Origin of the sequence: Streptomyces radicis (assembly GCF_003626575.1) — a bacterium.
Classification (GTDB): domain Bacteria; phylum Actinomycetota; class Actinomycetes; order Streptomycetales; family Streptomycetaceae; genus Streptomyces; species Streptomyces radicis.
The window spans coordinates 103283-116113 of record NZ_RBDY01000004.1; the positions used below are offsets into that span (position 1 = coordinate 103283).

Consider the following 12831-nt stretch of genomic DNA (forward strand, 5'->3'; position numbering starts at 1 on the left):
CCCCCCGACGAACGGCGGGGTTCAGGGCGGGGGTTCGAGGCGCCAGCGGCGCAGGGCGGGGGCGGTGGCGAGCGCGGCGCCGACCACGGCCCTGATCTCGTCGGGCGACGCGCCCGGCGCGGCGATCGACAGGCCGATCCGGTCGGGCTCGGCGTGGTGGCGGTAGTGCCAGCGCCCCGGCAGCAGGCTCAGCAGCCTGACGACGGCGATCTCCCCGTGGTCGGCGTCGGGGGCCACGACGCGCAGCACGATGTGGGCGTCCATCAGGGGGTCACCGCCGTCCGGTCGGGCCCGAGCGCGGGCAGCGGCAGGCCGAACTCGCGGCGCAGCGCCGAACGGGCCGCGAGCAGGCCGCACATGCCGTGCACGCCGGGGCCCGGCGGGGTCGCGGCCGAGCACAGGTAGACGCCGGGCAGCGGGGTGCGGTACGGGTCGACGCGGGCGGCGGGCCGGAGAACGCTCTGCCGCAGGGTGACCGCGCCCGTGCCGATGTCGCCGCCGACGTAGTTGGCGTTGTAACGGGCCAACTCCGCGCCGGAGACGCCGCGTTGGGCGAGGATCGTGTCGGTGAAGCCGGGTGCGTACCGCTCGATCGCGGCGCGCACGAGCGGCAGCGGGTCGCGTTCGTCGCCGGGCGGGAGGTGGGCGTAGGCCCAGACGGGGCGGCGTCCGGGGCGCGCCCGTGACGGGTCGGTGACGGCCGGGTCGACGACCAGGACGAACGGCGTCCCGGTGGCCAGGCCGCGGGCGTTGGCCGTCTCCTGGCGGTGGATGGCGGGGGCGGGGCCGCCGAGGTGGACCGTTCCGGCGCGGCCGACCGCGGGGTCGGCCCAGGGGATGGGCTCGGAGACGAGGAAGTCGGCCTTGCCCGCGGCCGGGCCGTAACGGTAGCGGGCCAGGGCGCGGGCGTAGCGGCGCGGCAGCGCGTCGCCGCCCATGGCCAGCAGGGCGGTGGGCGAGACATCGAGCAACACGGCGCGGGCTTCGGAGAGTTCCCGCAGATCGGTGATGGCGTGCCCGGTGTGCAGGGTGCCGCCGTGGGCGCGGATGTCGTCGGCCATGGCCTCGGCGACGCGGCGGCTGCCGCCGCGCGGCAGCGGCCAGCCCGTGGTGTGCGCGAGGTGGGCCATCAGCAGGCCGATGGCGGCGCCCGGCAGGGAGGGCAGGGGCCCGACGGCGTGCGCGGCGGCGCCCGCGAGCAGGGCGGGCGCCCGTTCGCCGCGGAACGCGCCGGTGGCCCACGGGGTGCCGTGGCGCAGGACGCGGGGCAGCAGGGCCGGGGCGGCGCGCAGCCCGGTGGGGCGGCGCATCCCCGAGAGCAGGAGGTCGGTCACCTCGGTGGTGCGGGCGACCAGGGGGGCCATGAGGCGCTGCCAGCGCTGGCCGTCGGCGCCCAACTCGGCTGCGGTGGCGTCCAGTTCGCGATGGGCCAGGGCGGCTGGGCCGCCGTCGAGCGGGTGCGCGTAGGCGATCGGGGCGTGCAGCAGCTCGACGTCACGGGTGGCGAGGTCGAACGCGCGGAAGAAGCGGGAGGCCGCGGCCATGGGGTGCACCGCGGCGCACACGTCGTGGTGGATGTCCGGGTCGAACAGCGCGGCGCCGCGCAGGCCGCCGCCCAGGGTGTCGGCCGCCTCGTGCACGGCGACCCGGAGTCCCGCGCGGGCGAGGGTGACGGCGGCGGCCAGGCCGTTGGGGCCACTGCCGACGACGGCGGCGTCCACGGTGCTCATCGGGGGTGTGCCTCCTCGTCCTTCACTGCCAGCCGTTGGCGCTCGGGTCGGTGTCGGGGCCGTCCTCGTCGTCACCCTCGCCGCCACCGTCACCGTCACCGTTGTCGCCACCGTCGCCGTTGTCGCCGTTGGTGCCGCGGTCGGCTCTGTCCCGGTCGAGGCGCTCGCTCGCGTTGTCGGTGGCGCTCTCGTCGGCGTGCGCGGCGAGGGCGCCAGGGCCCGTGACGGCCAGCGCGGCCAGGGCGAGCGCGGCGAGCGGGCGGGCGACGCGGGCGGTGGCGGCGCGGGGGGAACGCTTCATGTCGGGGCTCCTGCCTGGGACTTCGGGTGGTGTGCGGTGGGTTTGCGGGTCTCTTCGATCGTCCCCCTGGCCGGTGCGGCGGGCCAGGCTCGCCGGTGGCAGCAGGCTGCACCGCGGGCACAGGATGCTGCCGTTCCCTTCGGGCTCAGGCCGCCGCCCGCGCGCCGTCGAGCTGGGCGGACGCCAGTCGCCGGTAGAGCGCGTCGCGCGCCATCAGGTCGGCGTGGCGCCCGGTGGCGCGCACCCGCCCTTCCTCCATCACCACGATCCGGTCGGCGTCGGCGACGGTGGAGATGCGGTGGGCGATGGCGACCACGGCGCAGCGCCCCGCGATGCGGCGCAGGCTGGCGCGCAGCGCGGTCTCGGTGTCGGAGTCGAGCTGCGACGTGGCCTCGTCGAGCAGGATGACATCGGGCCTCTGGAGCAACGCCCGTGCGATGCACAGCCGTTGACGCTGCCCGCCGGAGAGCCCCACGCCCTGGTCGCCGAGGTGGGTGTCGAGCCCGTCGGGCAGCTCGGCGATGACCTCGGTCAGCCCGGCGAGGTCGATGGCCTCGCGCAGCTCCTCCTCGGTCGTGTCGGGCGCGGCGTAGCGGATGTTCTCGCGCAGGGTGCCGCGCAGCGCGGGGGTGTCCTGCTGCACATAGCCGACGCGGCCCCTGACCTCGGCCAGCGGAAGGCCCGCGATGTCGCGCCCGGCGAGCAGGACCGTGCCGTCCTCGGGCCGGTAGAACCGTTCGATCAGCTGGAACGCCGTGGTCTTCCCGGCGCCCGAGGGGCCGACGAGGGCGGTCAGGCCGCGCCGGGGCACGGTGAACGAGACGCCGTCGAGCACGGCGCGTCCCCCGTAGCCGAACCGCACCCCGCGGAACTCCACGGCGGGCGCGTCATCGCCCGCCGACGCGGGGGCGAGCGCGGGGCGTCGGGACTCGGGCGTCTCCTCCTGGGGCAGGGAGGCCAGCTCGTCGACGCGCTGGATCGCGGCCCTGCCCTGCTGGTAGGCGCCGATGGAGAGGAAGACCAGCACGAGCGGCGACACCAGGTAGAAGAGGTACATCACGAACGCGGTGAAGTCGGCGGCGGACAGCGAGCCGGTCGCGACGCGGGCCATGCCGACGCCCATCACGGCGGCCAGGGAGACCTGGAGGCCGACGTTCATCGCGGGGGTGAGCATCGCGTCCAGGGCGCTGACGCGCACGCCCGAGGCGCGGGCGCGGTCCGCGAGCCGCGCGAGCCTGGTCTGTTCGCGCCCCTCGGCCCCCGCCGCCTTGACGGTGGTGAGGGCGGACAGGACGCGTTGCAGATCGGCGCCGAACGCGCCGGTGTCCTCGCGGTTGACCAGCGCGTGGCGGCGCAGGCCACGGGCCAGCGACACCGAGCCGAGGCTCGCGGCGCCCAGGCAGCCGACCGCGACGAGCAGCAGCCACACATCGATCCACGCCATCAGCACGACGCCGCCGACCACGGTCAGGCCGTTGACGACGAGCTGGGCCAGGCTCTGGGTGAGCGCGATCTTCACCAGCGACGTGTCGGAGACCAGGCGGGTCTGCACATCGCCCTGCCGCTGCGCGTGCAGGCTGGCCAGGTCGGCGCGGAGCACGCGGCCCGAGAGCAGGACGCGGGCGTCGCGCACGATGTTCTCGCCCGCCCGGCCGATGAGATAGCCCTGGCCCGCGGAGAGCACCGCGTCGGCGACGAACAGCGCGGCCAGGAGCACCACGAACCCCGCGACCGGGTCGCCGAGCCCCACGGCCTCGATGAGGTCGGAGACCACGAAGGGCTGCACCAACGCGGACACCACCCCGGCGATGCCGAGACCCACGCCGCCGAACAGCAGCCCGCGGTGGCGGCGCGCGGCGCCGCGCACGGTGCCGCGCTCCCGCGCGGGGCGGGTCAACGCGGGGACGGGCGGGGAGAGTTCGACGGTGGACGGTTCGGGGGTGGACGGTTCGGGGACGGGCAGCTCGGCCGTGGACAGTTCAGCGGTGGTCATGGGGGCCGTCCTCGGTGGGGCGGGTGTACCGGCTGACATACAGCGGGCTGTCGTCGGCGAACGCCGTGCCCGCCCAGTCGGCGTGCCGGGACACCGGGACGAGGCCCGCGGCGGCGGCGTACGCGTCGACCTCGCCCGGGGTGGTCAGGCGGCTCAGCTCGCTGCCGACCCTGACGGTCCCGGCCTCGTGCCACAGGTGGGAGGCGTGCCACAGGCCGCCGCCCGGCAGGAGCGTCGAGTAGGTCTGGAGCCCCGTGCCGGGCTCGGGGTAGGGCGCGAACCAGGTGGCGCGGGCGCGGCCCTCGTGCAGGCCGTGGACGAACGCGGGGTTGTGCGTCTCGACGACCAGGGTGCCGCCCGGCGCCAGCTGGCGGGCGGCGACGGCGATCGCGGCGCGCTGGTCGGCCGGGTCGAGCAGCATCGACAGGGTGGCGCACACGCAGTAGACGAGGCCGTAGGTCGCGCCGTCGGCCCACGCGCGGATGTCGCCGTGCATGGGCGTGACGGGCGCGGCCGTCGTCGCGATGGCGGCGCGCAGCCGGTCGAGCATCTCGGGCGACGAGTCGACGCCGACGATGTCGCCGGTGCGCTCGGCCAGCGGGACGGCGATGCGGCCCGTTCCGACGCCGAGCTCGAGGGCGCGGCCGCCGGGGTGCCACTCGGCGAGGCGGCGGACGGCCAGGTCCGCCTGGGTGTCGCGCGGGAAGAGGCGGTCGTAGAAGTCGGCGAACTCCCGCCCGTAGCCGCTGTCCTGGACCGTCTCGGGGGCTTCGGGGGCTTCGGGGGCTTCGGTGACGTCGGGGGCAGTGGTCATGGCCGGCCCGCCTCTCGCGGCATGGGGGTGTAGGGGGAGACGAACACGACCTCGGGCTCCTCGCTCTCGTCATAGCCCGCCGTGCGGACCAGCGTGAACTGGAATCCCTTGACGTCGCGGCGCCCCGACCGTTCGACCTCGTCGGCCAGGTAGGCGCGCAGGAGGCGGTAGGCGGGGACGTGCACGGCGTGCGAGAAGCCCTTGTCGAGCGCCTGGATGACCTCGCTGCCCAGGTCGAACACGGCCTTCTCGGGGCGGCGCCCGGGGAACCACGCGATCTGGTGCGGCATGCGCCCCGCGATGACCTCGACGGGGCACCACTCGGAGGTCTCGCCCGCGTGGGACAGCGTCCGGTAGTGGAACTGGAAGTCGTGCTGCGCCGGATTGGGCGCGAAGAAGCGCCAGTTGGGGAAGAGCGCGGAGAAGGCGTCCCAGCGCATGACCCGGCCGAACGCGGGGTTGGGGTGCTGCGAGCAGACCGTGCCGAGCAGCGCGAGCCCCGCGGCGACGCGGAGGGCGGCGCCCGGCCCCCTGAACGGCCGGGCCAGCGCGGCCAGGGCGGCGCGCGGCGGGTCGACGGCGGTCATCGGGCCGGTCATCGGGCCGGTCATCGGGACTCCGTTTCGATGGCGAAGGGCAGGGGCCCGGCGGTCGGGGCGGCGGCGTTCACGGGAGCGTCGTGCGCGGCAACGGCGTTCGACTCCGCGAGGAAGCCGCGGATGTGGCCGACGACCTCGGCGGCCAGCCGGGGCTCGGTGAGCAGCCCGTCGTGGTCGGCGCCCTCGACGACCACGGAGCGCACCACGCGCCCGGGGCGCCGGTGGGCGTCCGCGATCTCCTGGTGCATCAGCAGCTGGTCGGGGTCGCGGTCCACGGTGTGCTGCGCGGAGACGACCAGGGCGTTGCTGTCCTGCGGGCGCAGCGGGCCCTCGTGGGCGCGGAACTCGATCTCGGTGGAACGCCATTCGCGCGTCGCGGCGCGCCACATGCGGGCGTCCGCGTAGGCGGCCATGGCGGGGCGGCGGACGGCGGCGGGCAGGTTGTCGACCCAGGAGGGGCGGGACAGCAGGATGCCCATCCCGGCACGCAGGCTGACGCCGAACGTGCGCAGCGCGCCGCCGACATACGCGGCTCCGCTGCCCTGCTGGCTCGAGCGGTTGAGCTCGTCGGGGTGCGAGGCGTCCAGGTAGACCACGCCGCGCAGCCGTTCGCCGAGGCGGTGGGCGGCCCTGCGGGCGATCTCGCCGCCGAGCGAGTGGCCGACCAGCACGACAGGGCGGCCTTCGGGGAGCGCGCCGTCGACCAGGTCGACCAGGTCGTCCACCGACTCGCGCAGCGTGTAGGCGCCGCGCGCGACGCGGCGGCTCGGCCCGTACCCGGCCCTGTGGTAGGTGAGCCACCCGGCGCCGCCGCCCTCGCCCGCGCCCCCGCCCGCGCCCGCGCCCGCGCTCTCGCTGAACGCCTGGGCGTACCAGCCGAAGTGCATCGGCGTGGCCGCGAGGCCGTGCACGAAGACCAGCACCGGGTCGCCGTCGCCCGCCCCCGGCGTTCCGCGGAAGCGCAGGACGTTGCCGTGCCGGGTGGTGACGGTCCCGGTGCCCGGGCCCGCGTCGGTGACGCGCAGCCGCCGCGCGGCGGCGACCGCGCCCGCGGCCACCGTTCCCCCGGCGGCGAGCAGCCCGGCGACCGGCAGCATCCGGTCGTCGCGGCCCGCGACGGCGGGGTGGCTGCGGGGCGTGCTGGTGTAGGCGACGGCCGGGTGCATCGCGGTGAACGACGTGACGAACCGGCCGAGGCCCATCACGAAGCCGTTGGCGACGTGGAACGACGCGGCCGACGCGAGCACCGGCCTGGCCAGCCGCCCGCCCCTGGCGTAGAGGACGGGGAACAGGCACTCGAGCGCGAGCACGCCGTGCGCCACCGTCCGCGCGGCGCGCGGATATCGCTGAGTGAGCCGCCACAGGTGGCGCTCGCCGTAGGTGCGGGTGCGCAGCACGCCGCCGAGCGCCGAGCCGTCACGCCAGTCGGCGCCGAGCAGCTTGACCCAGCCGGAGACGAGGTAGGAGAGGTTGGACTGGAGGGCGATGTACCACAGCAGCGCGTCCTGTGCCTGGGGCGAGCCGGAGAGCCTGGCGAGCCCGGTGGCGACCTGGACGAGGCCCGACGCCTGGTCGGAGCCGTCGGTGCCGTAGCGCTGGGTGGGGTAGAGCAGGGAGTTGCTCGCGCCGAGGAAGAGGTCGGCGGCGCCGCGCCACCGGCCGCCGCCCGGCAGCATGAGCCCGGCGGCGGTGGCGACGCGGGCGGCGTGCAGCGCGCGCGTGGACCACGGGTGCGCGGCGGTGTCGAGCGCGCGGCGCAGCGGGCGGCCGCGCGCGGCGAACGCCTCGCGCGCGACGGCCCAGTCGTTGAGGCCGCGCGGGCCGGTGTGGCGGCGGTTGGCGAGGTACTCGAGGCTGCCGACGAGCGTGGTCGCGGCGGCCAGCCGCTCGGAGGCGCCGAGCGCCTGCGAACGGGTCAGCGGCACGGGTCCGAGCAGCGCGGACAGTGCCGAACGGGCTTGCGGGGGAAGGTTTTTCATGGCGAACGGCCTCCGGGCTCGGTGGTTCGTCTGCGCGGTGGGCGGGTCGGCGCCCGCCGGGGCCCGGCCCGGCCCGCGCCGGGCGCGGGCCGGACCCCGGGGGTCGTGAGAGGGGTCGTCAGAGAGGGGCGTCAGAGGGGGGTCGTCAGAGGGCGGGGCGGATGGGCCCGCCGTTGCGGCCCGCCTCGAAGGCGTTGAGCATCGCGTAGCCGATCGCGAGCCCGGCCACCACCGCGGGGGTGGACAGAACGGGCTTCTGCCGCGCGGAGATCCAGCCGCGCGGGTCGTCGACGGCGACGGTGGCGAGGGCGGACGAGTCGTACAGGCGACGGCTCTGATCGTTCATGGTGCTCCTTCTTCCTTGACGGGTCAGTTCTCGACCGGGCGGATGTCGCCGACGACCTGGCACGCCGCGAAGCCGATGCCGACGCCCGCGGCGAAGGCGAGGGCGATCGTCGGGGTGGCCATGACGGGCTGGGCGGTGGCCGGGACCCGGCCCGCGGCCCCCTCCTTCAGCTCGGACATGGCGGCCAGGTCGGCGGGCAGCTGCGAAACGGGCATGGCGGACATGGAGGTCTCCTTCTCCTGATGGTTTTCCGGTGGGTTCTCTGGTGGGTTCCGGTGGGTTCCGGTGGGTTCTCTTGCGGGTGAGCTCGTGCCGGGTGAGCCGGGTCGCTCAATCGCTCGGGCGGATCGGGCCGATGACATCGGCCACCCAGGCCACCGCCCTGGCGGCGCCCAAGGCCGCGGACGCGGCGGCGCACGAGGTGGACGTCACGGGCAGCAGCGTCGGCGGGGCCTGCCCCGCGTCGTCCTCCCGCAGCCGGGGCAACGCGGCCAGGTCCGCGGGCAGTCGCGCGACGGTCACGAACGTCTCCTCTTCTCTTCTCACGAGCGGGATCAGCTCAGGACGGGGCGCGTGTCGCCGACCGTGATGGCGATCGCGACCGTGACGCACGCCTGGCCGCTGGTCAGGACGGACGTCACGGGCACCGCGCCGACGGGCGGGCGCCCGGCGTCGTCCTCCCGCAGCGCGGGCGACGCGGCCAGGTCCCCGGGGAGTCGGGCGACGGACATGGGCCTTCCCTTCCGGGTCACTGGGTGGGGCGGATCTCGCCGACGATGCGGCCTGCGGCGTAGGCGATGACGATGGCGCCCGCGGCGCCGACGATCACCGGGGTCGCCGTGACCGGCAACGCGCCTCGGGTGACCCGGCCTTCGGCGTGCTCGTCGAGCGGGCCGGGGTCCAGCTGGGGGATGCGCACGGATGCCCTCCTCAGGGACAGGGATGCGTGGGATGCGGAACGGTCCTGCCGTCCCGTGCACACCACGATGGCGGCGGGCGACCCGCCGCGGGGCTCTCCGGGCTGGCACGAGGCTGCAACCCCCCGGCAGCAACGTGCAACGCGCGACGCGAAGCGCGACGCGAAGCGCCCGCGTCCTCCGGGGGACGCGGGCGCTCGGGGCGTGGAACCTCAGCCGGTGGCGAGGAGTTCGAGGGTGTCGACCACGCGGTGGGAGAAGCCCCACTCGTTGTCGTACCAGGCGACCACCTTGACATGACGGCCCTCGACGCGGGTGAGGGCCGAGTCGAAGATCGCGGAGGCGGGGTTGCCCGTGATGTCGGAGGAGACGAGCGGGTCGTCCGAGTACTCGAGGATCCCGGCGAGCGGCCCCTCGGCCGCGGCCCGGTACGCCGCCAGCACGCCGTCGCGCGTCACGTCGCGGGCGACGGTCGTGTTGAGCTCGACGATCGAGCCCACCGGGACGGGCACGCGGATCGAGTCGCCCGACAGCTTGCCGTCGAGGCCCGGCAGCACGAGGCCGATCGCCTTGGCCGCGCCCGTCGTCGTCGGAACGATGTTGACGGCGGCCGCGCGGGCGCGGCGCGCGTCGCGGTGGGGGCCGTCCTGGAGGTTCTGCTCCTGCGTGTAGGCGTGCACGGTCGTCATGAACCCGTGCTCGATGCCCGCGAGTTCGTCGAGCACCGAGGCGAGCGGCGCGAGCGCGTTGGTCGTGCACGAGGCGTTGGAGACGATCGTGTGCGCGGCCGGGTCGTACGCGTCGGTGTTCACCCCGAACGCGAGCGTCACGTCGGCGCCCGCCGACGGCGCGCTGACGAGCACCTTGGCCGCGCCCGCGTCGAGGTGCGCGCGGGCGGCGTCGGCCGACGTGAACCGGCCGGTCGCCTCGAGCACGACGTCGACGCCGAGCTCGGCCCACGGCAGCCGCGCGGGATCGCGCTCCGCGAGCACGACGATGCGGCGCCCCTCGACGACGAGGGCGTCCCCTTCGACGGTCACCGGGCGGCCGAGCCGCCCCGCGGTGGTGTCGTAGGCGAGCAGCCGCGCGAGGGCGGCGGGCTCGGTGAGGTCGTTGACGGCGACGACCTCGAGGGCGCTCTCGCGCTCGAGCAGCGCGCGGAGCACGTTGCGGCCGATGCGGCCGAATCCGTTGATGGCGATGCGGGTCATGTGCGGTGTCCCTTCCTCTCGCCGCCAGGGTCGCGCGCGGCGCCCGGCGGTGACAGCGGCGGAAGCGCCCACATTCGCAAGGATCGCGCCAGGCGGCCCGCTACCCACCCCGGGCGAACGTGCGGCGGTACTCGGTCGGCGTCGTCCCGAGGGCGCGCTTGAAGTGCAGCCGCAGGTTGGCGCCGGTACCGAGGCCGACCTCGGCGGCGATCAACGCGTCGACGACGGCGCGCGGCGGATCGTCGCGGTCGCCCTCGCCCGCGCCCTGACACACCGTCTGTGGGCGGGACGGGGGAGCACCGAGTTCTACACTGTTGTAGAAGTAGCCTTGTCCATCGATCGGGAGCTCTCTGCCATGGCCTTGTGGGATCGCATCAAGGAATCGGCGTCGTCGTTGCAGGACCAGCTGAACGCCAAGAAGAACGACCTCAAGAGCGGCGCCTTCAGGGACGCGAGCATGGCGATGTGCGCGCTGGTGGCCGCCGCCGACGGGTCCATCGACCCCGTCGAACGTCACCGGGTGGCCCAGCTGATCGCCACCAACGAGGTCCTCCAGAACTTCCCCGCCGACGACCTCCAGCGGCGCTTCGACGCCTACCTGGACAAGCTGACGGCCGACTTCGAGTTCGGCAAGGTCAGCGTGTTGCAGGACATCGCCAAGGCGAAGAAGAAGCCCGCGGAGGCCCGCGCGGTGATCCAGATCGGCATCGTCATCGGCGGCGCCGACGGTACGTTCGACCACCAGGAGAGGGCCGTCGTCCGCGAGGCGTGCTTCGCCCTCGACCTGCCGCCCACCGAGTTCGACCTCTGAGACATCCCCTCCTGGGGCGCGGGCGGGGCGCGCCTCAGGAGGGTGTCGCGGCCCTGAGGATCAGAACGAGGGCGGTCGCGGCGTTGAGCGCCGACACGGTCGAGACGGCCGCGCCACCGGCGGCCACCCACGCGGCCAACGCGGTCGGCATGTGCGCCGGGGGCCAACTACGCGCGGGCGGCCCCTCGTCGAGCAGGGCCGCGACCCTCCGCGGCACGGGCCCAGGCGCCGCGAGGGCGGGAAGCGGCGGGGACGGCGCGTCCAGGGACACCAGCGCGGCCCGGCCGACCGCGCGCGCCACCAGCCGCCGGTCCCCCACGACGTCGGCGGCGTCCTCGTCGGCCCAGCGCTCCGCGCAGTGGGCCACCGCCGTCCGCAGCGGGCGCAACAGCGGCTGGGCCCGCGCCGCCAGGCGCGCCAGCAGCAGATAACGGTGGTGCCGCCCGGCCAGGTGCGCCCGCTCGTGGGCGAACAGCACCCGCCGCTCCGGCCCGGTCAGGCAGTCCAGCATCGCCGTCGAGGCGACGATCCGGCCGCGTCCCGCCCCGCGCCGCCCCGGCAACGCGTAGGCGTAGGGCCGGGGATCGGACAGCACGACCACCGGGGACGCGGGCATCCCCGCGAGCGCCGACTCCATGTCGCGGCGGACCCGGCGGTGGCGCCACAGCGCGTGGCCGCAGGCGATGACCACGGCGACGAGCGCCGGGATGGCCGCTCCTCCGACGACGCCGGCGAACGGCACCGCCTCCCGCACCTCGGGGTCCGACCAGCCGTCAGGCAGTGGATTCCCGGGGACCTGGGCCGTGCCCACGATCATGAGCAACGTCAGGCACAGGGTGCTGCACAGCGCCAGGACGACGGCCACGCAGGTCAGCAGCCAGGTCGCCGTCCGCGGGTGCAGGTGCTGCTCGGCCAGCCGCGCGATCGGCCACGCCGTCAGCGGCAGCACGAGCGGCAGGAACACGAAGACGCCCAACGCCTCACTCCCCCGGCGCGGGATCCGCCGAGCCCAACAGGTGGCGCAGCACGCGCTCGTCATCGGGCGAGAGCGTGTCGACGAAGCTGGCCAGCACCGCCTCCCGGTCCGGCTGCCCGTCGAGCACCCGGCGCATCCGCAGCGCCGCGAGCCGCGACACCTCCGCGGCCGGTCGCCACAGATAGGCGCGCCCGGCCCGCTCGCGGGTCACCGCCTGCTTGGCCAGCAGCCGCGACAGGATCGTCATCACCGTGCTGTAGGCCAGGTCGCCACCGAGCCGCTCCTGCAACCACACCGCCGTCACCGGCCCCGGCGCCGCGCGCAGCGCCGACAGGACCAGCGCCTCCAACTCGCCCTGTCCTCGCCTCAGCAGGGGCGACTCCCCGTGGGGACCCGGCGCACCGTGAGCCGTCACACCTTCTCCCTTCGCCGCGGAGCGCATCCATCGTACGGAGCGGTGGAAGGCCGGAGGGCCCACCGGGCTTAGTTCTACAGTGTTGTAGATTTTGGAGCCCCTATCGCTACACATGGAACGACAGGAGTGATCGACATGGGTGTCTCGCTGTCCAAGGGCGGCAACGTCTCGTTGAGCAAGGAGGCGCCGGGCCTGACCGCCGTGCTCGTCGGCCTTGGCTGGGATGTGCGGACGACGACCGGCGCGGACTACGACCTGGACGCCAGCGCGTTGATGCTCACCGGCACCGGCAAGGTGGCCTCGGACCAGCACTTCGTGTTCTACAACAACCTGACGAGCCCGGACGGCTCGGTGAAGCACACCGGCGACAACCTCACCGGGGAGGGCGAGGGCGACGACGAGAGCATCCTGGTCGACCTGGTCGCCGTCCCGCCGGAGATCACCGGCGTCGTCTTCCCCGTCTCCATCCATGACGCGAACGCGCGGGGCCAGAGCTTCGGCCAGGTGCAGAACGCGTTCATCCGGGTCGTCAACCAGGCGGACGGCCGCGAGCTCGCCCGCTACGACCTGAGCGAGGACGCCTCGACCGAGACGGCCATGATCTTCGGCGAGCTGTACCGGCATGGCGCCGAGTGGAAGTTCCGCGCGGTCGGGCAGGGCTATGCCTCGGGCCTCGCGGGGATCGCCGCGGACTACGGCGTCGGCGTCTGACGCGCCACGGCTCCCCCTCCCGGGGGCC

17 protein-coding genes and 1 pseudogene are annotated in these 12831 nt (G+C 75.1%); 2 read left to right on the forward strand and 16 right to left on the reverse strand.

The window, feature by feature from the left end; all coding sequences use genetic code 11:
• Positions 1 to 21: 21 nt before the first annotated feature.
• The 14 genes and pseudogenes from D7318_RS08075 to D7318_RS08135 all read right to left on the reverse strand — a co-directional run.
• Positions 22 to 264: a hypothetical protein gene (locus D7318_RS08075; protein WP_120696195.1), complete on the reverse strand. Its 243-nt coding sequence runs from the start codon at positions 262 to 264 to the stop codon at positions 22 to 24.
• A complete protein-coding gene (locus D7318_RS08080; protein ID WP_120696196.1) occupies positions 264 to 1730 on the reverse strand; it encodes a phytoene desaturase family protein in 1467 nt (488 codons plus the stop codon). The genes D7318_RS08075 and D7318_RS08080 overlap by 1 nt, the downstream gene beginning before the upstream one ends.
• A gap of 22 nt (positions 1731 to 1752) precedes the next feature.
• Complete coding sequence (locus tag D7318_RS08085) at positions 1753 to 2031, reverse strand: hypothetical protein (RefSeq protein WP_120696197.1); 279 nt, start codon at positions 2029 to 2031, stop codon at positions 1753 to 1755.
• A gap of 145 nt (positions 2032 to 2176) precedes the next feature.
• The gene (locus D7318_RS08090; protein ID WP_120696198.1) at positions 2177 to 4024 is read right to left on the reverse strand and encodes an ABC transporter ATP-binding protein; all 1848 of its coding nucleotides are present in this window, start codon (positions 4022 to 4024) and stop codon (positions 2177 to 2179) included.
• Entirely contained in the window at positions 4011 to 4838 is an 828-nt protein-coding gene (locus tag D7318_RS08095; RefSeq protein WP_120696199.1) for a class I SAM-dependent methyltransferase, read from the reverse strand. Before D7318_RS08095 ends, D7318_RS08090 begins: the two co-directional genes overlap by 14 nt.
• Positions 4835 to 5449 carry a hypothetical protein gene (locus tag D7318_RS08100; protein WP_230423512.1) on the reverse strand — a complete coding sequence of 205 codons (615 nt, stop codon included), beginning with the start codon at positions 5447 to 5449 and terminating at the stop codon, positions 4835 to 4837. Before D7318_RS08100 ends, D7318_RS08095 begins: the two co-directional genes overlap by 4 nt.
• Positions 5446 to 7416, reverse strand: a complete 1971-nt coding sequence (locus D7318_RS08105; protein ID WP_120696200.1) for an alpha/beta fold hydrolase — start codon at positions 7414 to 7416, stop codon at positions 5446 to 5448. The genes D7318_RS08100 and D7318_RS08105 overlap by 4 nt, the downstream gene beginning before the upstream one ends.
• Before the next feature lie 145 nt (positions 7417 to 7561).
• Entirely contained in the window at positions 7562 to 7762 is a 201-nt protein-coding gene (locus D7318_RS08110) for a hypothetical protein (protein ID WP_120696201.1), read from the reverse strand.
• Between the two features lie 23 nt (positions 7763 to 7785).
• Positions 7786 to 7986: a hypothetical protein gene (locus tag D7318_RS08115; protein ID WP_120696202.1), complete on the reverse strand. Its 201-nt coding sequence runs from the start codon at positions 7984 to 7986 to the stop codon at positions 7786 to 7788.
• 106 nt (positions 7987 to 8092) lie between these two features.
• Positions 8093 to 8284: a hypothetical protein gene (locus D7318_RS08120; RefSeq protein WP_120696203.1), complete on the reverse strand. Its 192-nt coding sequence runs from the start codon at positions 8282 to 8284 to the stop codon at positions 8093 to 8095.
• Positions 8285 to 8316: 32 nt separating this feature from the next.
• Positions 8317 to 8493, reverse strand: a complete 177-nt coding sequence (locus tag D7318_RS32725; protein WP_183091319.1) for a hypothetical protein — start codon at positions 8491 to 8493, stop codon at positions 8317 to 8319.
• A 17-nt stretch (positions 8494 to 8510) separates the two neighbouring features.
• Entirely contained in the window at positions 8511 to 8681 is a 171-nt protein-coding gene (locus D7318_RS08125) for a hypothetical protein (RefSeq protein WP_230423514.1), read from the reverse strand.
• A 210-nt stretch (positions 8682 to 8891) separates the two neighbouring features.
• Complete coding sequence (gap, locus tag D7318_RS08130; protein WP_120696204.1) at positions 8892 to 9890, reverse strand: type I glyceraldehyde-3-phosphate dehydrogenase; 999 nt, start codon at positions 9888 to 9890, stop codon at positions 8892 to 8894.
• Between the two features lie 100 nt (positions 9891 to 9990).
• A pseudogene (locus D7318_RS08135) lies at positions 9991 to 10101 on the reverse strand (AraC family transcriptional regulator); the annotation flags it as partial.
• Positions 10102 to 10245: 144 nt separating this feature from the next.
• Here D7318_RS08135 and D7318_RS08140 point away from each other — a divergent pair.
• Complete coding sequence (locus tag D7318_RS08140; protein WP_120696205.1) at positions 10246 to 10701, forward strand: tellurite resistance TerB family protein; 456 nt, start codon at positions 10246 to 10248, stop codon at positions 10699 to 10701.
• A 34-nt stretch (positions 10702 to 10735) separates the two neighbouring features.
• On the opposite strand, the gene D7318_RS08145 is transcribed toward D7318_RS08140, so the two are convergent.
• Together D7318_RS08145 and D7318_RS08150 are read right to left on the reverse strand one after the other, a co-directional pair.
• Positions 10736 to 11677: a M56 family metallopeptidase gene (locus D7318_RS08145; RefSeq protein WP_120696206.1), complete on the reverse strand. Its 942-nt coding sequence runs from the start codon at positions 11675 to 11677 to the stop codon at positions 10736 to 10738.
• A gap of 4 nt (positions 11678 to 11681) precedes the next feature.
• Positions 11682 to 12092: a BlaI/MecI/CopY family transcriptional regulator gene (locus D7318_RS08150; RefSeq protein ID WP_230423515.1), complete on the reverse strand. Its 411-nt coding sequence runs from the start codon at positions 12090 to 12092 to the stop codon at positions 11682 to 11684.
• A 135-nt stretch (positions 12093 to 12227) separates the two neighbouring features.
• On the opposite strand from D7318_RS08150, the gene D7318_RS08155 reads away from it, so the two are divergent.
• Entirely contained in the window at positions 12228 to 12803 is a 576-nt protein-coding gene (locus tag D7318_RS08155; protein ID WP_120696417.1) for a TerD family protein, read from the forward strand.
• Positions 12804 to 12831: the final 28 nt, after the last annotated feature.

Excerpts from the sequence above, each read along its gene's own strand:
- D7318_RS08115 (WP_120696202.1), bottom strand. The coding sequence starts at position 7,986 with ATGTCCGCCATGCCCGTTTCGCAGCTGCCCGCCGACCTGGCCGCCATG.
- D7318_RS08140 (WP_120696205.1), top strand. The coding sequence starts at position 10,246 with ATGGCCTTGTGGGATCGCATCAAGGAATCGGCGTCGTCGTTGCAGGAC.
- D7318_RS08100 (WP_230423512.1), bottom strand. The coding sequence starts at position 5,449 with ATGACCGGCCCGATGACCGGCCCGATGACCGCCGTCGACCCGCCGCGC.
- D7318_RS08105 (WP_120696200.1), bottom strand. The coding sequence starts at position 7,416 with ATGAAAAACCTTCCCCCGCAAGCCCGTTCGGCACTGTCCGCGCTGCTC.
- D7318_RS08085 (WP_120696197.1), bottom strand. The coding sequence starts at position 2,031 with ATGAAGCGTTCCCCCCGCGCCGCCACCGCCCGCGTCGCCCGCCCGCTC.
- D7318_RS08155 (WP_120696417.1), top strand. The coding sequence starts at position 12,228 with ATGGGTGTCTCGCTGTCCAAGGGCGGCAACGTCTCGTTGAGCAAGGAG.
- gap (WP_120696204.1), bottom strand. The coding sequence starts at position 9,890 with ATGACCCGCATCGCCATCAACGGATTCGGCCGCATCGGCCGCAACGTG.
- D7318_RS08110 (WP_120696201.1), bottom strand. The coding sequence starts at position 7,762 with ATGAACGATCAGAGCCGTCGCCTGTACGACTCGTCCGCCCTCGCCACC.
- D7318_RS08090 (WP_120696198.1), bottom strand. The coding sequence starts at position 4,024 with ATGACCACCGCTGAACTGTCCACGGCCGAGCTGCCCGTCCCCGAACCG.
- D7318_RS32725 (WP_183091319.1), bottom strand. The coding sequence starts at position 8,493 with ATGTCCGTCGCCCGACTCCCCGGGGACCTGGCCGCGTCGCCCGCGCTG.
- D7318_RS08095 (WP_120696199.1), bottom strand. The coding sequence starts at position 4,838 with ATGACCACTGCCCCCGACGTCACCGAAGCCCCCGAAGCCCCCGAAGCC.
- D7318_RS08080 (WP_120696196.1), bottom strand. The coding sequence starts at position 1,730 with ATGAGCACCGTGGACGCCGCCGTCGTCGGCAGTGGCCCCAACGGCCTG.
- D7318_RS08075 (WP_120696195.1), bottom strand. The coding sequence starts at position 264 with ATGGACGCCCACATCGTGCTGCGCGTCGTGGCCCCCGACGCCGACCAC.